24 protein-coding genes and 1 pseudogene are annotated in these 23,121 nt (G+C 73.4%); 11 read left to right on the top strand and 14 right to left on the bottom strand.

Annotated features, from left to right (window positions below; translation table 11 throughout):
• Positions 1–121 precede the first annotated feature (121 nt).
• Entirely contained in the window at positions 122–2,371 is a 2,250-nt protein-coding gene (locus tag L6E12_RS16190) for an MMPL family transporter (protein ID WP_236228749.1), read from the bottom strand.
• 419 nt (positions 2,372–2,790) lie between these two features.
• Between L6E12_RS16190 and L6E12_RS16185 the strand changes: the two genes are divergently transcribed.
• Positions 2,791–3,414 (top strand): DUF6801 domain-containing protein, encoded by a 624-nt coding sequence (locus tag L6E12_RS16185; protein ID WP_236228748.1) that lies wholly within the window; start codon positions 2,791–2,793, stop codon positions 3,412–3,414.
• Positions 3,415–3,806: 392 nt separating this feature from the next.
• Complete coding sequence (locus L6E12_RS16180; RefSeq protein ID WP_236228747.1) at positions 3,807–4,607, top strand: MOSC domain-containing protein; 801 nt, start codon at positions 3,807–3,809, stop codon at positions 4,605–4,607.
• On the opposite strand, the gene L6E12_RS16175 is transcribed toward L6E12_RS16180, so the two are convergent.
• On the bottom strand, positions 4,576–5,310 hold the full coding sequence (locus L6E12_RS16175) for a carbonic anhydrase family protein (protein ID WP_236228746.1): 735 nt from the start codon (positions 5,308–5,310) through the stop codon (positions 4,576–4,578). The two genes, L6E12_RS16180 and L6E12_RS16175, sit on opposite strands and share 32 nt — an antisense overlap.
• 128 nt (positions 5,311–5,438) lie before the next feature.
• On the opposite strand from L6E12_RS16175, the gene L6E12_RS16170 reads away from it, so the two are divergent.
• The 4 genes from L6E12_RS16170 to L6E12_RS16155 all read left to right on the top strand — a co-directional run bounded on the left by L6E12_RS16170 (position 5,439) and on the right by L6E12_RS16155 (position 8,056).
• Positions 5,439–5,669: a DUF2630 family protein gene (locus L6E12_RS16170; RefSeq protein WP_236228745.1), complete on the top strand. Its 231-nt coding sequence runs from the start codon at positions 5,439–5,441 to the stop codon at positions 5,667–5,669.
• A 113-nt stretch (positions 5,670–5,782) separates the two neighbouring features.
• Positions 5,783–6,649 carry an RNA polymerase sigma factor SigJ gene (sigJ, locus tag L6E12_RS16165; protein ID WP_236228744.1) on the top strand — a complete coding sequence of 289 codons (867 nt, stop codon included), beginning with the start codon at positions 5,783–5,785 and terminating at the stop codon, positions 6,647–6,649.
• Positions 6,646–7,104, top strand: coding sequence for a carboxymuconolactone decarboxylase family protein (locus L6E12_RS16160; protein WP_236228743.1), 459 nt, complete (start codon positions 6,646–6,648; stop codon positions 7,102–7,104). Before sigJ ends, L6E12_RS16160 begins: the two co-directional genes overlap by 4 nt.
• A 46-nt stretch (positions 7,105–7,150) precedes the next feature.
• Entirely contained in the window at positions 7,151–8,056 is a 906-nt protein-coding gene (locus L6E12_RS16155; protein WP_236228742.1) for a hypothetical protein, read from the top strand.
• Between the two features lie 332 nt (positions 8,057–8,388).
• Here the strand turns inward: L6E12_RS16155 and L6E12_RS16150 are convergent, their stop codons facing one another.
• The 4 genes from L6E12_RS16150 to L6E12_RS16135 form a co-directional block, all read right to left on the bottom strand.
• Positions 8,389–8,979 carry a class I SAM-dependent methyltransferase gene (locus L6E12_RS16150; protein ID WP_240013027.1) on the bottom strand — a complete coding sequence of 197 codons (591 nt, stop codon included), beginning with the start codon at positions 8,977–8,979 and terminating at the stop codon, positions 8,389–8,391.
• 113 nt (positions 8,980–9,092) lie between these two features.
• Positions 9,093–10,727: an adenylate/guanylate cyclase domain-containing protein gene (locus L6E12_RS16145; RefSeq protein WP_236228740.1), complete on the bottom strand. Its 1,635-nt coding sequence runs from the start codon at positions 10,725–10,727 to the stop codon at positions 9,093–9,095.
• 70 nt (positions 10,728–10,797) lie between these two features.
• The gene (locus L6E12_RS16140; RefSeq protein ID WP_236228739.1) at positions 10,798–11,277 is read right to left on the bottom strand and encodes a DUF6328 family protein; all 480 of its coding nucleotides are present in this window, start codon (positions 11,275–11,277) and stop codon (positions 10,798–10,800) included.
• A gap of 71 nt (positions 11,278–11,348) precedes the next feature.
• Complete coding sequence (locus L6E12_RS16135) at positions 11,349–11,600, bottom strand: hypothetical protein (RefSeq protein ID WP_236228738.1); 252 nt, start codon at positions 11,598–11,600, stop codon at positions 11,349–11,351.
• A gap of 137 nt (positions 11,601–11,737) precedes the next feature.
• On the opposite strand from L6E12_RS16135, the gene L6E12_RS16130 reads away from it, so the two are divergent.
• Positions 11,738–13,006: a sodium:proton antiporter gene (locus tag L6E12_RS16130; RefSeq protein ID WP_236228737.1), complete on the top strand. Its 1,269-nt coding sequence runs from the start codon at positions 11,738–11,740 to the stop codon at positions 13,004–13,006.
• A gap of 4 nt (positions 13,007–13,010) precedes the next feature.
• On the opposite strand, the gene L6E12_RS16125 is transcribed toward L6E12_RS16130, so the two are convergent.
• The 3 genes from L6E12_RS16125 to L6E12_RS34760 all read right to left on the bottom strand — a co-directional run bounded on the left by L6E12_RS16125 (position 13,011) and on the right by L6E12_RS34760 (position 15,705).
• Positions 13,011–13,937, bottom strand: a complete 927-nt coding sequence (locus L6E12_RS16125) for an NAD(P)/FAD-dependent oxidoreductase (RefSeq protein ID WP_236228736.1) — start codon at positions 13,935–13,937, stop codon at positions 13,011–13,013.
• A 14-nt stretch (positions 13,938–13,951) separates the two neighbouring features.
• Positions 13,952–14,689 carry a maleylpyruvate isomerase family mycothiol-dependent enzyme gene (locus L6E12_RS16120; RefSeq protein WP_236228735.1) on the bottom strand — a complete coding sequence of 246 codons (738 nt, stop codon included), beginning with the start codon at positions 14,687–14,689 and terminating at the stop codon, positions 13,952–13,954.
• Positions 14,690–15,054: 365 nt separating this feature from the next.
• On the bottom strand, positions 15,055–15,705 hold the full coding sequence (locus L6E12_RS34760; protein WP_236228734.1) for a LuxR C-terminal-related transcriptional regulator: 651 nt from the start codon (positions 15,703–15,705) through the stop codon (positions 15,055–15,057).
• 123 nt (positions 15,706–15,828) lie between these two features.
• Between L6E12_RS34760 and L6E12_RS16110 the strand changes: the two genes are divergently transcribed.
• Together L6E12_RS16110 and L6E12_RS16105 are read left to right on the top strand one after the other, a co-directional pair.
• Complete coding sequence (locus L6E12_RS16110) at positions 15,829–16,410, top strand: TetR/AcrR family transcriptional regulator (RefSeq protein ID WP_236228733.1); 582 nt, start codon at positions 15,829–15,831, stop codon at positions 16,408–16,410.
• Positions 16,411–16,474: 64 nt separating this feature from the next.
• Positions 16,475–16,984, top strand: a complete 510-nt coding sequence (locus L6E12_RS16105) for a hypothetical protein (protein ID WP_236228732.1) — start codon at positions 16,475–16,477, stop codon at positions 16,982–16,984.
• Between the two features lie 48 nt (positions 16,985–17,032).
• On the opposite strand, the gene L6E12_RS16100 is transcribed toward L6E12_RS16105, so the two are convergent.
• From L6E12_RS16100 to L6E12_RS16090, 3 genes are all read right to left on the bottom strand, one after another.
• The gene (locus L6E12_RS16100; protein WP_236228731.1) at positions 17,033–17,383 is read right to left on the bottom strand and encodes a PRC-barrel domain-containing protein; all 351 of its coding nucleotides are present in this window, start codon (positions 17,381–17,383) and stop codon (positions 17,033–17,035) included.
• A 42-nt stretch (positions 17,384–17,425) separates the two neighbouring features.
• Positions 17,426–17,779 (bottom strand): STAS domain-containing protein, encoded by a 354-nt coding sequence (locus tag L6E12_RS16095; RefSeq protein WP_236228730.1) that lies wholly within the window; start codon positions 17,777–17,779, stop codon positions 17,426–17,428.
• A 71-nt stretch (positions 17,780–17,850) separates the two neighbouring features.
• On the bottom strand, positions 17,851–18,327 hold the full coding sequence (locus L6E12_RS16090) for an ATP-binding protein (RefSeq protein WP_236228729.1): 477 nt from the start codon (positions 18,325–18,327) through the stop codon (positions 17,851–17,853).
• 257 nt (positions 18,328–18,584) lie between these two features.
• Between L6E12_RS16090 and L6E12_RS16085 the strand changes: the two genes are divergently transcribed.
• Complete coding sequence (locus L6E12_RS16085; protein WP_236228728.1) at positions 18,585–20,585, top strand: tetratricopeptide repeat protein; 2,001 nt, start codon at positions 18,585–18,587, stop codon at positions 20,583–20,585.
• Positions 20,586–20,687: 102 nt separating this feature from the next.
• Here the strand turns inward: L6E12_RS16085 and L6E12_RS16080 are convergent, their stop codons facing one another.
• Positions 20,688–21,290 carry a DUF6801 domain-containing protein gene (locus L6E12_RS16080; protein ID WP_236228727.1) on the bottom strand — a complete coding sequence of 201 codons (603 nt, stop codon included), beginning with the start codon at positions 21,288–21,290 and terminating at the stop codon, positions 20,688–20,690.
• Positions 21,291–21,872: 582 nt separating this feature from the next.
• A complete protein-coding gene (locus L6E12_RS16075) occupies positions 21,873–22,799 on the bottom strand; it encodes an LLM class F420-dependent oxidoreductase (RefSeq protein ID WP_236228786.1) in 927 nt (308 codons plus the stop codon).
• A gap of 6 nt (positions 22,800–22,805) precedes the next feature.
• Here L6E12_RS16075 and L6E12_RS16070 point away from each other — a divergent pair.
• A pseudogene (locus L6E12_RS16070) lies at positions 22,806–23,121 on the top strand (hypothetical protein); the annotation flags it as partial.

Below are 23,121 nucleotides of genomic sequence, written 5' to 3'. Positions count from 1 at the left end.
TCAGGCGTGCGGGCACCGAGGCCCGGGCTGCTCGGCTCGGTCGATGGGTGGCGTCGTTCGCAGCCCGGGTCTTCTCGGTGCCAGGGTGGGTGGATGTGCGTGGCCGGGTCAGGGGCACGGCCTAGCCGACCTGGCCGGTGAGCTGCTTGGGTTCGGACTGCTCCTCGGCGGCGGGGGAGAACCAGTCGAACGGGCCGGGGGGTTCCTCGTCGTCCTCCAGGCGGTGGCTGTGGCCGGTGCCCTCGACGTCGAGGCGGGGGAGGATGCGGCCCGCCCAGCGGGGCAGCCACCAGTTGGCCCTGCCGAACATGGCCATGATGGCCGGGACCAGGGCGATGCGGATGACCACCGCGTCGAGCAGGACCGCGACCGTCAGGCCGAGGCCGGACTCCTGCACGACCCGGTCGCCGGTGGTGACGAAGGAGATGAAGACCAGGGCCATGATCAGGGCCGCCGCGGTGATGGTGCGGCCGGTGGCGGCGAGGCCGTTGACCGTGGCCTCCACCGTGTCGCCGCGGCGGTGGTACTCCTCCTGGATCCGGCTGACCAGGAAGACCTCGTAGTCCATCGAGAGGCCGAACAGGCCCGCGAAGAGGAACACGGGGATGTACGGCTCGATCGGGCCGGTGCCCGCGATGCCGAACCAGCCCCACTGGAACACCGCCACCAGCACGCCGAACATGGCCGCCGCGGCCAGCAGGTTCATCACGGCCGCGGTCAGCGGGATCAGCACGCTGCGGAACACCACGACCAGCAGCAGGAACGAGATGGCCACGACCGTGCCAAGGAACAGCGGCAGCCGGTCGGTGATGGCGCGGGCGAAGTCCGACTGCACCGCCGTGGAGCCGCCGACGTAGAGCTGGGCGTTGGTGCCGTCGGTGGCCCGGGGGATCACGTCGGCGCGCAGGGAGTCGACCAGGGCGTCGGTGGCCTCGTCCTGGGGGGAGGCCTTCGGGTAGACCACGACGGCGGTGATCTGGCCGCCGCCCTTGGTGGGGCTGACGACCGGGGGCACGGCCAGGGCGACGTCGGGGTGGCCCGCGAGTTCGGCGTGGACCTCCTCCGCGGCCCGGCGCTCCTCGTCGGAGTCGGCGCGGCCCACCACGACCAGGGGGCCGGTGAAGCCGGGGCCGAAGCCCTTGGCGAGCATGTCGTAGGCCTGCCGGGTGGTCGCCGTCGGCGATTGCAGGCCCGCGTCGGGGATGCCCAGGCGCAGGGAGAACACCGGGACGGTCAGGGCGCCGATGATCAGCAGCGCGACCACCGTGCTCCACACCGGCTTGCGGGTCACCACCCTGGCCAGCGCGCCCCAGCGCCTGCCCTCGGGCAGCACCTTGCGGTGGCGCAGGGTCAGGTCGCGGCGCACCGAGGCCGACAGGATGCGGATGCCGAAGAGCCTGAGCAGCGCGGGCAGCAGCGTCAGCGCGGCGAACATGGTCATCAGCACCGCGATGCTGGAGCTGACGGCGATGCCGTCGAGGAAGCTGATCCCCACGGTGAACTGCCCGAGCAGCGACACGCAGACGGTCACCCCGGCGAAGAGCACGCTGCGCCCCGAGGTCGCCGCGGCCAGGCCGAGCGCGTCCTCCTGCCGGGCCCCGCCCACCAGGGCCTGCCGGTAGCGGGTGACCACGAACAGCGCGTAGTCGACGCCGACGCCGAGGCCGAGCAGCACCACGATCTCCTGGCTGACCGTGGGCACGTCCATCAGGTGCGTCAGCAGCCCCACCACGCCGATCGCGGTGCCGACGGAGATGATCGCGGTGAGGATCGGCACCAGCATGGAGAACAGCGAGCCGAAGGTGAACAGCAGCACCAGGGCCGCGGCCAGCAGGCCCAGCCCGGCGTCGTCGAGGTCCGGCGGGGCCAGGGTCCGCCCGGCCACCGCGCCGTCGACGGCGATCTTGAGCACCCCACCCTGGGCCTTGGTGGCGACCTCGACGAACTTCTTGGCCTCCTCGATGGTCAGGTCGTCGGCCTTGACGTCGAAGGTGACGGTGGCGAACGCGACCTGCCCCTGCGGCGACACCTGCGCGGCGCCCTGCGGGCTGTAGGGGGAGACGACGGTCTCCACGTGCGGCAGCGCGGCGACCTCGGCGAGCATCGGCTCGATGCGCCCCTGCACGGACTGGTCGGACACCGACACGCCGGTCGCCTCGAAGACTACCCGCTCGGTGGCGCCGCTGACCCCGCCCGCGCTCTCCTGCAACAGCTCCTGCGCTGTCGTGCTGTCGGAGGTGGGCAGCGCCAGGATGTCCCGGAAGCCGACCCCCGCCGACTGGGCCCCGAAGGTGACCCCGGCCAGCACGGCGAGCCACAACACGATGACCAATCGCGCGTGGCGGAAGCAGAAGATCGCAAGAGCCCGCACCCGCCCAGCCTAGTTGAGCTGGGGATTCGGGAATACGCACGGGGATGACAAAACTGCGCGCACGACTTGTGCGGACCCGATCGCCGGTGGGGGTCGGGTCCAGTCTGCCGCTCCCGCCCGGAAAAGTCACCCCGTGAGGTCGATGGTCGACGGCTCATTCCGCGGCGGGGCGACGGTGCTGTGGTCGGGGCCACATTTTGCTCCCGGTGCGATGAGGTGGCCCTCACGCGGTGACAAGGAACCCGCGGGCGGTTTTTCGCGATCCGCCATCGGTTGGTTTTCCCTTGCCCGTCCGGCTATTGCGTGGTTACGCTCCATTTGCACGCCGACCCGGTCGGGTTCGGTCCGGCGTCCACGCTCCCGCTCATCCCCCGCTGTTCTTTCCGTTCGCTTCGTGCGTATTCATCGAGGAGTTTCGCATGTCCCGGAACGTTCGTGTGAAGAGATTGCTCGCCCTCGCCGCGGGCACCGCCGGTGCCGTCGCCATGGTCGTGGCGCCCACCACCGCCCAGGCCGACCCCGTGCACACCACGGCCGTGGTGACCAAGAACGTCACCTTCAGCTGCGCGTACCCGCTCATCGGCAACCGCGACGTCCCGGCGACCGTCACCGCCACCTTCCCCGACAGCGTCGCCGTCGGCTCGCCCATCAACACCACGAACTTCTCCGTGGCGGTGTCGCTGGACGCGCTGACCCTGCAGGCCCTGACCCTGATCGGCTCGGCCACCGTCGAGGGCACCACCACCGCCGGGGTCGAGCTGGACGTCAACGGCACCGAGCTGGGCGTCACGCTGCCCGGCCTGAACATCCCGGTCACCAACGTCACCGGCGCCGCCCCGGTCACGCTGAACATCAACGGCCAGGTCCCGTCGCTGACGGTCAAGGCCCCCGGGCAGGTCGACATCGCCATCGGCAGCGCCTTCTCCGGGAAGATCACCCCGAAGCGCGCCGACGGCACGCTCACCGGGCTGGGCACCTTCGACCTGAACTGCTCGATGCTCCCGGGCCAGGACCCGTCACTGGTCTCGATCCCGGTCGTCTGACCGATCGGGGAAGAAAAGGGCCTCCCGGCGGCGCGGCCGGGAGGCCCTTTCCTGTGCGGTCATTTCCCGAGATCGCTTCTACCGGGCCCGCCTTTTCGTTCACGCGCTCCGTCGTCCGATTCCCCGGACGGCGGAGCGCGATTCCCGCGGGCGGTCCACCCCGGGGCACTGAGCCCCGGCCTGGGTCTCAGGTCGGGTTCGGCGGCTGCGGGGTGGGCGGCACCGGCGGCTCGGTGGCCGGTTCCGGGATGGGCTGCCCCGGCTCGGGCAGTCCCGGGTCCGGCACGGGCGGCGTGGGTACGGGGTTCGGTGTCGGCTGTGACATGGGTCTCGGGTACCCGTCCGCCACCGTCCGAACCCTCCACCCGCGACCCGATCGGTACAGTCCACCCGTGCTGACGGTCGCCGGGCTGAACACCTTCCCCGTCAAGGGATGCGCCCCGGTCCCGCTGACCCGCGCCAGGGTCGGTCCGGCGGGCCTCGAACACGACCGGGCCTGGATGGTCACCGACCTCGACGGCACCTTCCGCAGCCAGCGCCGCGACCCCCGCCTGGCCCTGGTCCACCCCAGGGTCGCCGACGACGTGCTGGTCCTCTCCGCGGTGGACGCCCCCACCATCGAGGTCGAGGTGGACGACCACGCCCCCGCCCGCCCGGTCACCCTCTTCGGTGAACCCTTCCGCGGCATCGACCAGGGCGACCCCGCCGCCGACTGGCTCACCCGGGTCCTGGGCCGCCCCAGCCGCCTGGTCCGCGTGCCCCCCGACCACGACCGCGCCCCCACCGGCCTGACCCCCGGCACCTCCGGCTACGCCGACAGCAGCGCGGTCCACCTGCTCGGCCTGGCCTCCCACACCGAACTCAACCGCAGGCTGGCCACCCCGGTCCCGCTGGACCGCTTCCGGGCCAACGTCCTGGTCGCGGGCGGCACCCCGCACGCCGAGGACGACCTCCGCGCGATCACCGTCGGCGGGGTCGCCCTCGGCTACACCAAACCCGCCATCCGCTGCGCGGTCACCACGGTCGACCAGGTCACGGCCGCGCGCACCGGCCCCGAGCCCCTGCGCACCCTGGCCACCTACCGCAGGACACCCGACGGCGTGGCCTTCGGCGTCAAGTTCGCCGTCACCACCCCCGGCTGGGTCGAGGTCGGCGACGAGGTCACGGGTGCAGGACCACCGTCCGCCCGTTGAGCGGCTGGGTCCCCCGGGAGTTGCCCGCGACGAACAGGTGCTGGAAGCCGGACACGGTCGCGGCCGTCACGTGCTGCTCGGGCATCAGGAACCACAGCACGCCCTCGGTGAACGGCGCGGTGGTCAACGACCCGGTGTAGCGCGCGGTGAGGTGGCTGGCGGGCAGCAGCGCGTTCAGGTCGATGTCGTCGAGGTGCCGGGGCGTCGCGCACTCCGGCGTCAGCCCGCTCAGCACCTTGTCCACAACGGACGGTGCGCCGATCCGCAGCGGCACCCCGATCACCAGCACGCCCCCGGCGGCGCTGCGGTGCACCAGGTGCATCTCCAGCGGGTCGTGGTGGCCCTGGAAGGTGTGCTCCGAGGGGGTGTGGAAGTGGAACTGCACCAGGTCGTAGCGGGTTCCGGCGTAGGTGACGTGCGCCGAGCCCGGCACCACGTCCCCCTCCTCGGTCTCCTCGCCGCCCCGGGTGCCGCAGTCGGCGTCCTTCTGCACGTAGACCAGGTCCACCGCCGAGTGCCCGTAGTGGATGTCGAGCGAGGGGGCGAACGGGTCGAACCGGACGGCCGAGGGGGTGACGTCGATCGGGCTCTGCCCCGGTGGCGCGGACTCCGCCGCCGGTGCGCCCGCGGCCAGCAGCGCCCCGACCGCCGCCAACGGGACCAACAGGGTGAGAGCTGCTTTGCCGACCACGGAGGACCCCACTTCACGAAGGGATGGTCCGGACCACTTTCCTCCCCGGCGCCCGCGCCCCCAATCCCCTGATCTTCGCGAAGTCGGCGAAGCGGACGAACGAGTCGTGATCTCCGACACCGGGGACTACGTTGGGCCCCATGGACGACAACGAGATCCACGCCCGCATCAGCGCCCTGGTCGCGGAGGAGCACCGCCTGCGCTCGGGCACCCCCTCCCCGGAGGAGCACACCCGGCTCTCGGAGCTGGAGGTGGCGCTCGACCAGTGCTGGGACCTGTTGCGCCAGCGCCGCGCCCGCCGCGACGCGGGGGAGAACCCGGACGACGCCCAGGCGCGGCCGGTGGGTGAGGTGGAGGGCTACCGCCAGTAGACCGACCCGCCGCCCGGCTCGCGCCGCTCCCCGGTCGGGTGACCGTGGGCACTCCGCCGACCTCGTCCACCCGGGGGCTGTCACATTCCCGGGGGCTGTCTCGTCCTCCTGGTGTGGAAGAAGAATTCGCCCGAGCGCGGGAGCGGCTGCTGGCCGTTGCCTACGGCATCACCGGTGACCGGGGAGCCGCCGAGGACGTGGTGCAGGAGTCCTGGCTGCGCCTGGTCTCCACCCGCGACCCCGTCGACGACGTGACCGGCTGGCTGGTCGTGGTGACCTCCCGGCTGGCCCTCGACGTGGTGCGCTCCGCCCGCCACCGCCGCGAGCAGTACGTCGGCCAGTGGCTCCCGGAGCCCCTGGTGGAACCCGACGCCGACCCGGCCGACCGGGTCACCCTGGACGAGTCGGTGACCCTGGCGCTGCTGGTGGTGCTGGAGACGCTCTCGCCCGCCGAGCGGACCGTCTTCCTCCTGCACGAGGTCTTCGGCCTGCCGTTCGCCGAGGTGGCGGGCGTGGTGGGCCGCACCCCGGCGGCCGTGCGGCAGCTCGCGTCGCGGGCCCGGCGGCACGTGGCCGACCGGGCACCCCGGTTCGAGCCGGACCCGGTCCGGCAGCGGGCCGTCGTGTCCGCGTTCGCCACGGCCTGCGCCGGGGACGACCTGGGCGCGCTGCTGGCCCTGCTCGACCCGGACGTGGTGCTGCGCAGCGACGGCGGCGGGTTCGTCTCCGCCGCGCGCAACCCGGTCGTCGGCGCGGACCGGGTGGCCCGGTTCCTGGCGGGGGTGCAGCGGCGCAAGCCCGCCGAACTGCGCCCCGTCCGGGTGAACGGGTGGGCGGGCCTGCTGCGGGTGCACCAGGGTCACCCCACCGGCGTCATGGCCCTCACCGTCGCCGACGGACGGGTCACCGCCGTCGACATCGTGCTCAACCCCGAGAAACTGGCCCGCGTGCGGGCCGCCCACGTGGAAGGAACACCGTGAACACCACCCCCCGGCTCGACATCTCCGGCCCCGCCGCCGAGGCGTACAAGCACATGTACGGCCTGGAGCGGTTCCTGGCGGGCAGCGCCCTGCCGAAGACCACCCGCGAGCTGGTGAAGCTGCGCGCCAGCCAGCTCAACGGCTGCGCGTTCTGCGTCGACATGCACGCCCACGACCTGCGCGCCGACGGGGAGACCGACGAGCGGCTGTTCTCCGTCGTCACCTGGCGGGAGACGCCGTTCTTCACCCCCGAGGAGCGGGCCGCGCTGGCGCTGACCGAGGAGGCGACCGTGCTGGGCCGCGAGGGCGTGCGCGACGAGGTGTGGGAGGAGGCCCGCAAGTACTACGACGACGAGCAGTTGGCGGCGCTGGTCGTGGCCATCGCCACCATCAACGCCTGGAACCGGTTCGGAACGATCTTGCAGCTCGTCCCGGGGTCGATGCGGAAGAAGTGACCAGTGCATTCACCTGATCGCGGGTGGACCGTTACGCTATGTACCCGTGACGGACCTCAATACCCCCGAATGGGCTAATAGCGCGAAGCTCGCCGTCCGCCCGCGATCGGCGGGCACCGCGCTGCCGATGTTCCCGCCCAAGCCGGAGGACACCGCCCGGGGCCCGCTCATCGTCAGCGCGCTGCCCGCCGAACTCCCGCGCTCCCTGCGCGCCGCCGCGCCGATCCCGGTCGCCGTTGCGCTGGGACGCCCGTCGACGGAGCAGGCTCCGCCCACCGGGGGAGGCTCGCCCGCCGGAGGAGTTCGGCGTGGCGGGGCGGACCGGTCCACCGGGGAGGATCGGCGCCGTGGGGTGGCGCGGTCCGCCGGGTGGCGGCGCAAGTCGGTGGCGGCGGGTGCTCTGCTCGCTGCCGCCGTGGTCGCGGTGCTGGTCTCCTGGGTGCTCCCCGCCGATGAGCCCGCTCCGCGCGCCGCCGCCGCGCCCGCGCCGGTGGGGGAGTTCGACTTCCACCGCCTGCCGGACACCGAGGAACCCATCCACGACAGCGACTGCGCGCCGCACGCCTACGGTCGGACGCAGGAGTTCCTCGTCGCCAACCGCTGCCTGCAACTGACCCGCGCGGTGTACTCGGCCGCGCTCCCCGGTGGGCGGACCGCGTTCACCTCGGTGGCCGTCGTCCGGATGCGCACCGAGGAGGCGTCGGTCCGGCTGACCGAACTGGTCCGGCTGGAGGGCACCGGGAGCGTCACCGACCTGCTCCGCGACCAGGTGGTCACCGTTCCCGGCCTCGACCGGCTCAGCCGTGGTGGGTTCGCCGCCGAGCGGGCGGGGCGGGACGTGGTGATCGTCGAGTCCGACACCGTCGAGCGGGACCCGGACCCGGTCCTGCACCGGGCCGTGATGAAGCGGATCAGCGCGGACGCCGTGCGGCTGGGCGCGGAACTCCGCTAGGCCGTGTCCTTGTTCAAAGCCCGGGATTTTTGGGGGCGTGCCCGGGTGGGTGGATCTGCTTGGGCGGGGCCCCTACGCCGATCATGTGCCCAGTGTGACCGAGTGGGGCGAAAAGAGTGCCCCACAGCCCAGGCAGGCTTGCACATGATCGGCTCCCCCACCCAAGCAAATCCACCCACCCGGGCATTTCCGTAGCCGGGCCGGCGGTTGCGGGGGTGGCTGGTTTTCGCTGCGCCTGTTGGGGTTGGGGTGGCTGGCCGCCTGGCCTGCGGTGGGCGAGGTGTGGTCGCCTGCTGTGAGGACAGGCCCCAGGCCGTGCCCGGCCCGGGCCGTCAGCCGGTTCCGCGCATCAGCAGGTGGCCTCGGCGGAAGCGCTCGCCCTCGCACGGTTCGCGCAGCACCCGGCCGACTTCGGCGAACCCGGCCTCGCCCGCCATCTCGGCCAGGGCGTCGATCGGCCACCGGTAGGCGGTCGTCACCTTGTGGTCGAACGGGGTGGTGGGTTCGCCGCCCGACTCGAAGAAGGCCAGCAGGAGGTGGCCGTCGGGGGCGAGGACCCGGCGGAACTCGGCGAGGTAGGCGGGCAGTGCCCGGGGTGGGGCGTGGATGATCGAGTACCAGGACACGATGCCGCGCAGTCCGCCGTCGGGCAGGTCCAGGGCGTCCATGGAGCCGATTTCGAAGCGCAGGTCCGGGTACGCCTCGCGGGCGAGGTCGACCATCACCGGCGACAGGTCGACGCCGAAGACGTCCAGGCCCAGGTCGCGCAGGTGGGCGGTCACCGGTCCCGGGCCGCAGCCCAGCTCGGCGACGGTTCCGGGGCCGTCGGCCCGCGCGGACTCGGCGAAGGCGGCGAGCACCGCCCGGTCGAGGGGGAAGCGGGCGAGGTCGTCGCGGGGGAGTGCGGCGTAGCGGGCGGCCATGGCGTCGTAGGCGTCCGCTGTCGTCCGGTGGTGGGGGGCGGTCACAAGCGGAGGACTGTAGGGCCGCTGAGTTGATCTTTTCAACCGCGGTGGGGCGTGCCGCGCGGGTGGTCTCAGGGTTGGCCGACCGGGTCGTCCACCGAGGCGACCGGGTCCGATCCGGCTGCCGCGGTAGGGTCTGTCAGGGCGTCCGCCGCGTCGACCGGGATGACCACGGTGGTTTCCTGGGTGCGGCCGCGCAGGGTCACCGTGTCCGCCGCCCGCCAGCGCCCGGCTTCCTCGGGGGAGGCCGCGGCCAGGGTGTGGGCGGAGGCCACCAGCTTGCCGGGGAACGACTTGGCCAGCTCCGTCAGCCGGGCAGCCTCGTTCACCGGGTCGCCGATCACGGTGTACTCGAAGCGGCGGGCGTCGCCGATGTTGCCCGCGACCGCGGGGCCCGCGGCGACGCCGATGCCCGCCTCGCACTCGGGCACCTCGACCGGCAGTCGGGCGGCGATGGCCCTGGCGGCGGCCAGGGCCCGCCCGGCGTGGTCGGGCAGGTCGACCGGGGCGCCGAAGATGGCCAGCGCGGCGTCGCCGACGAACTTGTTGACCAGGCCGCCGTGCGCGTCGATCTCGTCGACGACCACGGCGAAGAACCGGTTGAGCAGGTCCACCACCTCGGTCGGCGGGCGGGTGGCGGCCAGCGTGGTGGACCCGACGATGTCGACGAAGATCACCGCCACCTCGCGCACCTCGCCGCCGAGGCGCTCCACCCCGGCGGCGACCGCGGCCTCGGCGACCTTCTGCCCGACGTGGCGGCCGAACAGGTCGCGAATGCGCTCGCGCTCGCGCAGGCCCGCCGCCATCCGGTTGAAGCCCGCCTGCAGCAGGCCCAGCTCGGTGCCGTCGTAGACCGGGATCTCGCTGTCCAGGTCGCCGCGCTGCACCCGGGCCAGGCCGTCGCGCACCGAGTCGATGGGGGCGATGGTGGCCCGCGCGTTGAAGATCATGACCAGCAGCCCGAACACCAGCACCACGCCGCCGAGCACCACCACGGTCACCGCGAGCTGGTTGGTGGTGACGTTGCCGCGCACCATGGCGAACAGCGCCACCATCACCACCCCGGCGACCGGGACGCCGGTGCCCAGGCACCAGAACAGCAGCATCCGCACCTGCACGCCCGCGCCCACCACCCGCTGCGGCGGGTCGTCCTGCAGCGCCCGCGCCGACACCGGGCGCAGGGCGAACTCGCTGAGCAGGTACGCGTTGGCGCAGACCACGATGCCCGCGAACGCCACGGTGAACCCGACCGCGAAGACCAGCTCGGGTTGCAGGAACGCCACCAGCACGGTGAACAGCACCGTGGCCGCGCCCCAGAGCGCGGCCTGCATGAGGGTCAGGCGCAGCGGCACCCTGATCGTGGCGTGGCGGTCGGCCTCGGTCGGTTCGCGCTGGTCGATGGCCCAGCGAAGCTGCCGCAGCGCCCGCCCGGTGCCCCAGACGACGCCGACGACCAGCGCCGCGAGCACGTACGCGGGGACCGCGATCACCATGGCCAGCAGCGTCGACCCGGTCATGTCCGGACCGGGGATCACCACCCCGGAGAGCACGACCACGACCGCGGCGCCGATGACGTTCGCGGTGATGAGGGTGATCGTCAGCAGGCTCTGCACCCGGATGCGCAGCGCCAGCCCGTGCTGCCCGGCCGGGCCGAGCAACTTCGACCCGAAGGGGGCCGCCGTCCCGGGCCGTCCCCGCTCAACCATGCTGTGTCCCCCAGGGCCGACGAGTTACCTACTCATGAGTAGGTTAGCCCGGTTGTCAATCCGGGTCACTCTAGTCGTCCCAGTGCCGCATCGGGAGCACGAACCACAGCACCCCCACGACCACCGCGCACACCCCCGCGATCACAAACGCCAGCGCCCCGCCCACGACCATCTCCGAGAGCAGCAGCAACGACGCCGTCACCGCCAGCGACAGGCAGATCAGCCCGGCGATCGTCGTGCGCGTGGCCAACCGCATGATCTCCTCGCGCTTGCCCTGCCCGACCAGGATGCGGTGCCACGCCGCGGGCGCGGTCAGCAGCGCCACCGCCCCCACGGCGAAGAACACCGCCACCATGTGGGTCGACCGCTCGAACGCCGCGGTCTCCTCCTGGTACACGTCGGTGAACGTGATGGACAGCAGGAAGCCGAAGAGGATCTGCACGCCCGCCTGCGCCACCCGCAGTTCCTGGAGCAGTTCGTTCAGGTTGCGGTTCAGCTTCTCCCGCGGGTGTTCGTCGTGCTCGGGGTGCTTCGGGGTTTCCTCGGTCATGGGGGGAGAGCCTGCCCGACACCTCCCGTTGACCTCCGCATCCCGCGCCGCACGGCGTCCGAACGCCCCGTTCACGCGCCCATCTGGCTCAACTGGACGTCCAACTGGGCTGCGACCTCGGCCAACTCCCGGTCCTGCGGAGCCGCTCCACCCAGGCGGTTGTCGAGTTCCTCGCGCGTGGCGATCAGCATCGCGCCCGCGTAGTCGGGGCGGCGCAGCACGCTGCCGTCGACGACCTGGGAGCGGCCCTCCAGGAACAGCAGCACGGGGTCGGGCAGGTCGGAGTCGAGCAGTTGGTGCAGATCGTCCTTGGTGATGGTCACGGCAGCGAGGTACCCCCGGTTGTTGACTGCTACACCACTCGGCGGAGTGGCCGGGGGGTCGCTGTCCGCAACCGGCAGGCCGGTTGTTTCACCTGGTCGGGTGGTGGGGTAGCCGGGCGGGAGCAGAAGGAGGTCCCGTGGGGGCTTTGATCTACGCGGCGGCCGGTGTCGCCACCCTGGGGGCGGCCCTGCTGCCCAGGGTGCTCGGCCGGGTGCCCGTCTCGATGCCCATGGTGTTCCTCTTCGCCGGTGCGCTGGCGTTCGCGGTCATCCCGGCGCTGCCCGACCCCGTGCCCGCCGAGCACCCCGAGGTCGCGCTGCACCTGACCGAGCTGTGCGTCATCGTCTCGCTGATGGGCGCCGGGCTGGCGCTCGACCGGCGGGTCGGGTGGCGGCGGTGGTCCACCACGTGGCGGCTGCTGGGGATCACCATGCCGCTGTCGATGATCGGGGTGGCGCTGCTGGGCTGGGGGCTGGGCCTCGGCGTGGCCGGGGCCGCGCTGCTGGCCGCCGTGGTCGCCCCCACCGACCCGGTGCTGGCCACCGAGGTGCAGGTGGGCGAGCCCGCCGACGGGTCGGGGGAGGACGAGGCGCGGTTCGGCCTGACCTCCGAGGCGGGCCTCAACGACGGCCTGGCCTTCCCGTTCACCTACGCCGCCATCGCCATCGCCGCCGCGTCCGCCGCCGCCCCGGCCGCCTGGGTGCCGCACTGGCTCGGGGTCGACGTGGCGTGGCGGCTGGTGGCCGGGGTCGCCCTGGGGCTGGGGATCGGGTGGGCGCTGCGGAAGATGTTCTTCTCCGCGCCGTCGGAGGCGTTCCGCCTCGCCGAGCACGCGGAGGGCTTCGTCGCCCTCGCCGCGACCTTCCTCGCCTACGGGGTCACCGAACTGGTCAACGGCTACGGGTTCGTGGCCGTCTTCGTCTGCGCGTGCACGATCCGGGCCGCGGAGCACTCCCACGGCTACCACAAGGTCCTGCACCAGTACGTGGAGCAGGTCGAGCGGATGGTGACCGTGCTGGTCATCTTCCTGCTCGGCGGGGCCGCGGTGAGCGGGCTGTTCGCGGGCACCACCTGGCTGGAGGTCGGTGCCGTGGCCGCGGTGCTGCTGGTGGTGCGGCCGGTCGCCGGGCTGATCGGGCTGGCGGGCGGCAAGACCGGGCCCAGGGAGCGGACGGTGATCGCGTTCTTCGGCGTGCGCGGGGTGGGGTCGCTGTTCTACCTCGCCTACGCCCTCGGCGAGGTCGAGTTCACCGACCCCGACCGGCTGTGGCGGCTGGTGGGGCTGGTCGTGGTCGGGTCGATCCTGATCCACGGCGTCACCGCCACACCGGTCATGCGGTTCCTCGACCGCAAGCGCGAGCACGAGGCGCCCAACGACGAGGCGGTGGAGCGGACGCCGGTGTGAGCGGTCACAGACCGTCCACAATGGCCCGGCCCAGGGCGGTCCCGGACAGCCACGCCGTCTCCACCCTCGGCCTGCCCCAGGCGTCACCGGCGATCCCGATGCCGTCGGCCAGCAGGAACGGCGCGTCGGCCGGGGCGTTGGGCGTGGCGTAGGTCCAGCGGTGGACGTGGGCGTCGGTGGGCGCGGGCAGGTCGAACAGCGCCCCCACCGCGTCCGCGATCTCCGCGGTGGCCGCGGCGGGGGACTCCAGGTGGCGGGCGGCGAACTCCGCGGTGGTGTGGGCGACCAGGACGGGGGCGTCGTCGCCGCGCCGGGAGCCGTCGTCGAAGACGGTGCCGAGGGTGGGGTGGTCGTTGACGAACGCGCCGTGGAAGGCGGGCCACGCCCTGGCCGGGTAGCGCAGCGTGGCCACCAGGGCGGGGGACCAGGACTGGTGCGCCGCCGCGTGCCGGGCCGGGGAACCGGTGGGCAGCAGGCGGGCCGCCTGCGGGCCGGGCATGGCCAAAACCACCGCGTCGGCCCGCTCCCCGTCGACCAGCCCGGTGTCCACTGTGGTCACCGGGTGCTCGGTGGCCACCTCCAGCCCCTCGGCCAGGTCGGCGACGAGCGAGCGCAGGCCGCCCGCGGCGGCGTAGCGCACCGGACCGGAGGTCGGCGCCCGCTCGGACCCGTCCACCGCCAGCAGCGTGTCGGTCCACGGGCGGGCCAGGCCGCGCTCGCACCACGAGGCCACCACCGCGCCGAAAGCCCCGTCCCGGGCGGTGAAGTAGCCCGCGCCGATGTCCGCGGGCCGACCGTCGTAGCGCTTGGTGGCCATCCGACCACCCACCGCCCGACCGCGTTCCAGCACCCGCACCGGCACCCCGGCCCCGGCCAGCACCCCGGCGCAGGCGATCCCGGCGATGCCCGCACCCACCACGACAACAGCCATGCCCGAACCCCGGCTCAGAACGCCAGCTCGGCGACGAAGGCGTCCCACACGGCCCGGTCGCCGATCACCTCGACCGAGTCCGCCGAGGCCCGGCCCAGCGCGACGAGCAGCAGGTCCGCCGAGTGCCCGCGCAGGGCGACGTCACCCTTGCCGTGGCCGTGCTCCCAGCGCAGGCCGCCCGCACCCGAGGTGATCAGCCACTCGCCCGCGGCGCCCAGGCCCTCGTCGTGGGCGTGCAGGTGCACGGTGGCCTCCGGCAGCGCCCGCTGCTGGGGGATCTCGGCCACCAGGGTCAACCACTCGGACAGGGCGTCCGCGGCGACCTCGGGTTCGACCTCGTAGGGCACCCCCGCGGCGAGGGCGGCGTCGGCGAGGTGGACCACGGTCTCGTGCAGGCGCCTGCGCACCCACCACCCGGCCGGGCGCGGCCCGGTGAACGTCCACACCGGCACCTCCGCGCCGGTGTGCGCCACGGCGTCGAACAGCTCGCGCGGGCCGTCGCCGAGCCACTCGACGAGCCCGCCGTCCCCCGGCTTGCCGCCGGGCACGGCCTTCGGGTCCAGCGGGGCGGTCGCCCGCTCGCGCACCATGGTCGCCGCCCAGCGGTCACCGCGGCCGACGTGCTTGCCGAGCTGGGTCAGGGTCCACCCGGGGCAGGTGGGGACGGGGGCCTGCGGGTCCCCCGCGGCGACGACCGCGGCGAGGCGGCGGTTGTACTCGGTGAACGCTGCGGCGTGGTCGAGGTCGGTCATGCCCCTGATCCAACCGCATCGGCCCGGTCTCCCGCCCGGTCATCCCGGGAGGGCCCACGGCCAATCAGGCGGTGACCCGGGTCCCGCGGCGGGGGGAGCGGTGGGTAAGCACGAGGGCACGGCCGGTCCCCTTCCTCACCGGGACCCGCCGGTGCTCGCGGGGACGGGTTCCGAAACCGGGTTGGGGGACATCTGCGCTCCGATCCGTGGGTTCGGGGGACGGCGCCGGTGCGGGGACCGCAACGCCTGCGGGGAGCCGACCGGGTCACCGGTCCACCCCCCACTGCGTGAATCGTGCACAGAGGACGGTCCGTTGACCAGGGCGCCACCGCGGAACAGGGGTGTTCTGGCGCAAGTGCGCCGTACTACAGCCAACCCCGCTGCGCGGCCTGCACACCCGCCTGGAACCGGGTGGTCGCCCCCAACCGCTCCTGCAACACCGCGACCCGGCGCACCACCGTCCGCCGGGACAGGCCCAGCCTGCGCGCGATCGCGTCGTCGGTGGCGCCCGCGGCCATCAGCGTGACGATCCGCCGGTCCCGCTCGGCGAGGTCCCGGTCCCCGGCCACCGACACGGTCACCGGCACCGCCAGCGCCCACAGCGACTCGAACGTCCGGGCCAGCGCGGTCAGCAGCGCCGGATCACCCACCAGCAGGCTGGTCCCGTCGACGTGCACCAGCGCCCGGTCGTCGTCGGCCACCAGCAGCCCCAGCGGCGGCGCGGCCAGCGTGCGCAACTGCTCCCCGGACACCGGGGCGATGCTGTCGGGGGTGTACCCGGGGTGGATCGTGCGGTAGCGCACACCCGCGGCGATGCGCGCGGTCCGCGACTCCGCCCGCAGCTCGCGCAACCCGGGGGCCGTGCACGGGGTGCCGGGCCGCGACGGGTCGCACCGCTCGATGGAGCGCACCTGCACCCGCGCCCCGGCGTGCAGGGAACGCAGAGCGGCGAGCTGGTCCCCGGGGTCGGACAACGTCTCGACCGCGGGGTCCCGGGACAGCATGTGGGGGTCCACGCCGCCGGTAACCTCCCGGAACGCAAAGTGGATACGCGGATGTATCGGGCACCGTAGGCGGGAACCCGCCGCGGGTCAACAACCCGGCCTCGCCGCGGCCCCATACCCGGTACGGTCACGGCCATGCCACGCGTCACACGCGCCGAGGTCCGGGACCGGGTGGTCGAGGCGGCGGCCACGGTCTTCGCCGAGAAGGGCATCGCGGCCACGCGCATGCAGGACGTCGCCGCCACCGCCGGGTTCACCAGGGGCGCGGTCTACTCCAACTTCGCCGACAAGGCCGACCTGCTCGCCGCGGTGGTCGACGCCACATCGGACCGGATGGCCGTCGACGGCACCGCCGTGTTCGACCCGGCCGTCCCGCCGAGCGCGCTGCGCGCGGGCATCGGCCGCCTGGTGGCCGACTGGGTGCGGGAAGTGCCGGTGCACCGCAGGCTCCAGTTGGAACTGGTGGCCCAGGCCACCAGGGACGAAGACCTGCGCGCCACCCTGGTCGAGCCGCGCCGCCGCAGGCGCCGTGCCGTCGCCGCGGCGGCGACGGCCTACTTCGACAGCCGGGGGATGCCGCTGCCGCTGCCCGCCGACGTCTTCGCCACGGCCCTGCTCGCCGTGGTCAACGCCTTTGCCATCGAACTGCTCATCGACCCCGAGGGCACCACCCCGACCGCGGTGGCCGACGCGCTGAGCGTCCTCGTCCCGGGGTGACCCGCCGGTAGCGATTCGGCCTCGATCGGCCGGGGAACGCGCGGACGACCGTAGGATCTGCGCCGTGACCGACCGCAGCCCGCTGCTGGACCCCCTGGGCTGGCCCCGCTGGCTGGCGCGCGACGCCGAACGCCGCCGCCTGGTGGAACCCGAGGCGCTGGCCAGCATCGAACAGTCCGTTCGGGATTTCCCCGCAGCAGCCTTCACCGCGGGCCTGCTGCCGATCCCCCTGCCCGTGGAACGGGTGGAGAAGCTGCCGCGCGGGGAGGTCCGCGACACCGCCGACGGCGTGCGCATCCGCTTCCGCGCGCAGAACACACCGAGCGAGACCCGCGGCTGGGTGCTCGGCAACGGCCTGGTGATCGGCATGAACCAGGCCACCATGCGCCCGCTCTACGTCCCGGTCGCCCGTGGCGACAGCGCCGCGCTGCGCCTCGACGGCGTGGTGGTGCGGGCGCTGATCAGCGGCTGGCAGCCCTACCCGCCGCCGGTCGAGGTGGAACTGGAGCAGAACCGCTCCGTGCCCACCGACGAGTACCTGCGGCGCGTGCTGGCGGGGCGGGGACGTCCATAGAGGTCCGACCCCGGTCCGTTTCCCGCGAGGCAGCCTCGGAAAAGCCGGTCAGCGACGGGCGAGCCTGCGCTCCACACCGGAGCCGTAGTCCAGGCCGAAGTGCGCGAACAACTTCGGCTCGTCGGCCGCCAGCAGCTCGCCGTCGGTGTCGATCGACGGCGAGTTCTTCACCAGGTCCTTGGGGAAGCGCACCCGGATGAACTTCGGCGCCACCGTCGCCCCCACCGCCGGGGCGAAGGCCAACCGGTGCTTGCCGATGAACCCCACCTTCACCGTGAGGAAGCTCGGCTCGTCGGTGATGGTGTCGACGTACACCGCCTCCAGCGAGCCGATGGTCTTGCCGTCGGGGTCGACGACGTCGTAGCCGACCCAGTCACGCAGGTTCTCCGCGGGAAACATGATCCTCGGCTTCCCGCCCCGACCGGCGGCCAAACCCCGACTTCACCGCGCCAGGGCGAGCAGCCCGTCCGCCACCGTGTCGACCACGGGCAGCGCCTCCAGCACCCCGGAGACCAGCAGGGTCCGGTGCGCGGCCGTGCCGGGGCCCGCGACGACCACGAACCGGCCGCGGTCGCACGCGGCGAGCAGCACGGTCAGCCCGACCGAACCGAAGAACCCGACCCCCGTCAGGTCGCACACCACGCCGGTCACCCCCGGCCGCGCGGCGAGCTCGGCCAGTTCGGCGTCCAACTCCGCGCCGGTGTTGAGGTCCACCTCACCGGTGGCGCGGAAGACGACGTCCTCGTCGGCGTGGCCGACCCGGAGGACCTGGGTGGTGAGCAGGTTGGTACGCATGGGAGCCCCTCCGTCGCGCGGTGGAATAGCCACCGGGCGGCTGGTTGCTCAACCGATCCCGAGACCCCAGCCTAACCCCTCCACCCGGGGTCCCGCCGGAAGTGCGCTGTGACGGTGGTCCTCCCGTTGGCGTGCACCACGTCGAGCCGCTCGGCCAGACCCGCCATCATCTTCAGCCCCCAGCCCCGCGCGTCCTCCCGGCCGGGCGCGGGCGGCTTCCAGGCGCCGTGGTCGACGACCACCAGCGTCACCGACTCCTCCAGCACCGTCACCGTCACCCCGACCAGACCGCCGGGCCGCTCGCGGTAGCCGTGCTCCACCGAGTTGGCGACGGCCTCGTCCGCGGCGAGCACCACGTCGTCGCGCAGCAGCCCGCCCACCCCGCGCCCGTCCAACCACCGGCCCAGCCGCCCGCGCAGGCCGGGCAACCGGGTGCTGTCCGCGGGCACGGTCACCGCCAGCACCCTCGGATCACCCGCGGCCGGGTCGGCCCCCGCCACGCCCCCGGTGCCCGGGTGCTCCGCGTCCGGGGTGTGCGCGTCGATCATCGACAAGTCCCTTCCCCGGTCCGCCGCGGTCACCGATCACCGTACCGCCGGGTGGCGGTCCGACCACCCCGAGCGGCCGCGAGTGCGTACGATTCGGCGACTCGACCGGCGCGCCGCGCCCCGGTCGAATAACGATTCAGCCCGAGCGCCCGCGCCCGCCCGTCTGGGGGTGGTGTCCCCGCCCCGTTGCTCCCACGATGGGACAGGGTGGGAGTGGGCGTGACGGTGTGGTGGGCGAGTCGAGGAGGAGGGGCGGGATGCGGGGCTTGAGGCGCCTCGGCAGGCGCGGTCGGGGGCCGCGGGTGCGCGACCTCGGACCCGAGCAGCTCGGGGCGCACCCCGCCGCGCCCGCGCCCGGTGCCGCCGCCGGTCCGCCGCCGTACGTGCCCCGCGACGTCGACCCCGAACTCGACGCCCTGCTCGTCGACGGCGGCCTGGTCGTCGTCGAGGGCGACTCGGCCTCCGGCAAGACCCGCACCGCCGCCGAGGCCGCCCGCCGCACCCTGCCCGACCGCACCCTCGTCCAGCCCCGCGACGCCGCCGACCTGCGCGCCTGGGCCACCACCGACCCGGCCCCCACCGACACCGTCGTCTGGCTCGACGACCTCGAGCGCTTCCTCGTCCCCGGCGGCCTCGACCAGGACCTGCTGACCCGCCTGGTCCCCGCCGGGCGCACCGACGTGCTCCTGCTCGCCACGCTGCGCTCCCGGGCCAGGCTCACCCTCACCGCCGCCGGTTCGCAGGCCGAGGCCGAACTGGCCCGCCGCGCCGCCGACGTCCTCGGCCAGGCCACCACCGTCACCCTGCGCCGCGCCTTCTCCGCCGCCGAACTCGACCGCGCCGAGACCCTGCGCGCCGACCCGCGCATCGCCGACGCCCTCGACCGCAGCGAGGACGACGCCCTGCCCGAACGGCTGTGCGCGGGCCGCTCCACCGCCGCCCGCTGGCACCGCGGCTTCGACTCCGACGACGTCACCGCCCTCACCGGCGCCGCGATCGTCGCCGCGGCCGTGGACGTCAAGCGGGCCGGGTGCACCACCCCGGTCAGCCGCAAGGTCCTCGCCGAGCTGTACGGGCACTACCTCGACAACGCCCCCATCGGCCCGGCCGCCTTCGACGCCGGGCTGGCCTGGGCCACCCAACCGGTGCGCGGCACCGGCGGCTGCCTGCTCACCCGCCCCGACGACACCTTCGAGGCGTTCGACTACCTCGTCGACGGGGCCGAGGCGCCGGTGCCGGAATCGGTGTGGGAGGTGCTGCTGCGCCACCTGGCGGCAGCCGACCTGCCCCTGGTCGGACTCGCTGCGCACCGCGCCAAGCAGGAGGACATCGGCCGCCGCATCCTCGTCCGCTGGGCCGACTCCTCAGCCGACCCGGCGGTCTGGAGCCTCGTCGGCGCCATGCTCTTCCGCGGCGGCACCGACGTCTCCCTGCCGCGCCGGGCCGCCGAGGCCGTCCCGTGGCTGGTGCGCGCGGTGGAGGCGGGCAACGCCGACGCCGCCGGGCACCTGGTCCAGCTCTACCGCGAAACCGGCGACGTCGACTCGATGGAGCTGTGGGCCCGCCGGGGCGCGCACGCGGGCAACGCCGAGACGATGGTCGCCCTGGGCCGCAGGCTCATCGAACGCGGCGAACGCGGCGAAGCCGACCGGTGGCTGCGCAAGGTGATCGAGGGCACCCGGCTGGAGGTCGAACTGCTGCCGCTGACCGAGGGCCTGCCCCTGGAGGTGCCCGCGGGCTCAGCCCGCCCCGGCGTGGTGGCGGGCGACTTCCTGGAGTTCTCCTGCCCCCGCTCGGACGCGATGATCCTGCTCGGCATGCTCCTCAACCGCCCCGGCCGCCACGACGAGGCCGAGCACTGGCTGCGCCGCGCCGCCAACACCGGCCTGATGGATGCCCTGCTGGTCTACGGCCACTTCGCCAACGACCGCAAGGGCCGCGTCGCCCTGGGCGAGTGGTGCGAACTGGCCCACCGGCTGGGCAGGTCGGACGCGGTCGAGGAACTGGGCGTCCGCCTCCGCAAGACCGACACCTTCAGCGCCCAACTCCTCTTCCTCTCCGCCGCCGACGCGGGCAGGCTGCGGGCGGTGGGGTACCTGGGCCAGATGTCCGAACAGCGCGGCGCCTTCGACGAGGCCGAGGCGTACTACCTGGAAGCCGAGGGCGAGTACCCGGAGGTGTCGCGGTTCCTGGCCCGGGTGCGGGCGGCCCGGGCGCAGAACCCGTGGCCCCCCATCAGGTTCCGCCTCCCGCAGTAGCGCCAGGCGAACGGCGGGCACGGTCTCCCGTGCCCGCCGTCCCCATCGGAATCACACACTCCCGCCGTGCCGCCCCGGGGCTTCGTCGCCCCGGGGTGTCGTTCAGCTGGTGATGTTGCTGGTCCCCAGGGTCGTGTTCTGGGAGGCCGGGCTGAGCGTCAGGGCGACGTCGAACGCGCCCAGGGCGCTGTTGGTGACGATGTGCGACGACGCGTTCGGGTTGACCGACACGGTGGCCGGGCCCGTGGCGGCGCTCGCCGGGAGGGCGAAGGCCACCGAGCCGGAAGCCGTGAACGTCAGCGGACCCGTCGCCGGGACCGGGGTCGCGCCGATGGGCAGGGAAACCGGCACGTTGTACACCGTGCCGTTGCTGGCCTTGACCGAGACCGAGGCGCTGATGGTGCCCGAGATCTGGGTGGCACCCACGAGCCGCAGGCCGTCAGCCGCGGTCTGACCCGCGTTGACGTCGATGCTGAACGGCACCGTCACCGTCGTCCCGCGCTTGACCGACGCGGGCACGTTCACGTGGATCACCGTCGCCACGGTCTGCGTGCCGATCAGCGGGAACGACCCGGAGAACGTGAGGCTCTTGTCAACGGCAGAGGCGTTGCCGGCCCCGAGAAGAGCGAGGGCGAGAGCGGTGAGCACGGCGACGATGCCGCCGCCGGTCACCGCACGCTTCGCCTTGGCCACAGTGGTCGTCACTGGCAGGTCCTCCTCAACACTGAGTGAACAGACGAGTGATGCAGGGGTTGAACACACAGGTGGAACCGGTGAGTCCCGCGCGCTGGGCCACCGAAAGTGAGAGTAAGTCAACCTCACTGACTGTGACAAGGTGAACATTCTCCGTCACTGGAAAATCTTCAAATCTTGTCATCGAGGTCTCATGACGGCGATGGGGCATTGAGCGGAGATGAGCAGAAGGAGTGGGGGTGCCCACCTGCTCGACCGCCACGCAGCGGCCTGCCACCTGTCCACCCACCGACCACCCCGAAGCCGACCGGCGCAGCGGCCACCCCCACGCAGATCCCGGGCTCCGAACGCGCACCCGGCCGCAAACCCGCCCACCGCCACCAACTCCGGCGATCGACGGCGCCTGAGCAGGCTGGCCCGCCCCGTGCCGGATCAGGTCGGCGAGCCCGGCCCAGCCCGCTCAGAGCCGTGCTGAATCGGGCCTGCGAGCTGGGCCCGGCCTGCGCAGAGCTGTGTCGAATCAGGTTTGCGCAGGCCGGGCCCAGTCTGCTCAGAGCCGTGCCAAACCAGGTCTGCGAGCCGGGCCCGGCCTGCTCAGAGTTGCGGCGCGACCTCGGCGGCGACCAGGTCGAGGTGCTCGAGGTCGGACAGGTCCAGGAACTGCAGGTACAGCTTGCTGATCGCCGTGGCCTCCCGCCAGCGGCCGATCCTGTCCACGACCTCCCCGACCGTCCCCGCCACCCCGTTCTCCCGCAGCTCTGCCGGTTCCCGCCCGATCGCGGCCGCGCGCCGGACGAACTCCGCCTCGTCGCGCCCCACGCAGACCACCTGCGCCACCGATCGCTCCAACGGCCCCCGCCCCGCGGCGGCGCAGGCGGCGTCCACCCGCGCGAACTGCTCGACGCACGCGTCGATCCCCGCGAACGGCAGGTTGAACTCGTCGGCGTACTCCGCGGCCAGCCGCGGTGTGCTGCGCGCCCCGAAGCCGCCGATGATCACCGGCGGCCCGGGCCGCTGGGCGGGCTTGGGCAGGGCGGGGGAGTCGGTCAGCTCGTAGTGCTTGCCCCGGAAGGAGAACCGCTCCCCGTCCGGCGTGCGCCACAACCCGGTGACGACCGCCAGTTGTTCGGCGTAGCGCTCGAACCGCTCACCCAGGTCCGGGAACGGGATGCCGTAGGCGGTGTGCTCGTCGCCGTACCAGCCGCTGCCGACACCGAATTCGACGCGCCCACCGGACATCCGGTCCACCTGGGCGACCGAGATCGCCAGCGGACCCGGCAGGCGGAAGGTGATGGCCGTCATCAGGGTGCCCAACCGGATGCTGCTGGTCTCGCGGGCCAACCCGGCCAACGTGATCCAGGCGTCGGTGGGCCCGGGCAGGCCGTCGGCGCCACCCATCGGCAGGTAGTGGTCGGACCGGAAGAACGCGTCGTAACCGGCGTCCTCGGCCCGGCGGGCCACGGCGAGCAGGTCCGCGTAGTCCGCGCCCTGCTGGGGTTCGGTGAAGACGCGCAGGCGCAGTGGGGGGTGTGCGGTAGTCACCCGGCCACGCTAGTCCGCCCGGGCGAACAGCGCCGGAACCGGCACCCACTCCGTGAACCGCCCACCACCGCCGCGCCCACCGCCGCCCTCGACATCGCCACTGCCGCCGAAACCGCTGGCGACCCCCGCGCCGCTGCCTCTCCTGCCACTGCCACCACTTCGCTCGCCGCTGCGCCTGTCGCCGCTGCCACCGACCGCGCTCCCGGCCCCGGCAGCAGCGCCGAAATCGAAACCACCGCCACCGAAACCACCGCCACCGAAACCACCGCCACCGAAACCACCGCCACCGAAACCACCGCCA

Source organism: Actinokineospora sp. PR83, assembly GCF_021056305.1.
GTDB lineage: Bacteria > Actinomycetota > Actinomycetes > Mycobacteriales > Pseudonocardiaceae > Actinokineospora > Actinokineospora spheciospongiae.
The sequence above is the reverse complement of the archived record's forward strand: the minus strand, read 5'-3'. Positions and strand labels throughout refer to the sequence as shown.